Raw genomic sequence first — 316 nt, 5'->3', positions numbered from 1 at the left:
CTACGCCCTAAGTAGTTTGCAAAGAGGTTATATTTACCTCGGAATTACTTGCGGTCTTGAAAGAAGATTAAAGGAGCATAATTCGGGCAAAAACAAAACAACTAAGCCATATAGGCCATTTGTTTTATGCTTTAAAAAAGAATTTAAAACAAGGTTGGAAGCCAGGGCTTATGAGAAGAAATTAAAATCTGGATTTGGAAAGGAGTTTTTAAAGACCTTGATCCAAGACAGAGATATTGAAAATACTGAAGATTAAGTCCAAATGCCGACCTACGGCATGCAAGCTCGAGTGGTGGAATTGGTAGACACGTTGGAC

The 316-nt window shown here is 38.0% G+C and carries 1 protein-coding gene; it reads left to right on the top strand.

What is annotated here, in order from left to right; translation table 11 throughout:
- Positions 1–256: GIY-YIG nuclease family protein (locus ACRHOZ_RS20865; RefSeq protein WP_431130182.1), on the top strand; the 256-nt coding region annotated here is incomplete at its 5' end.
- Positions 257–316 lie beyond the last annotated feature (60 nt).

The organism is Flagellimonas flava (assembly GCF_050617915.1).
GTDB classification, from domain to species: domain Bacteria; phylum Bacteroidota; class Bacteroidia; order Flavobacteriales; family Flavobacteriaceae; genus Flagellimonas; species Flagellimonas flava_A.
This window is presented reverse-complemented; position numbering and strand designations above follow the sequence as displayed.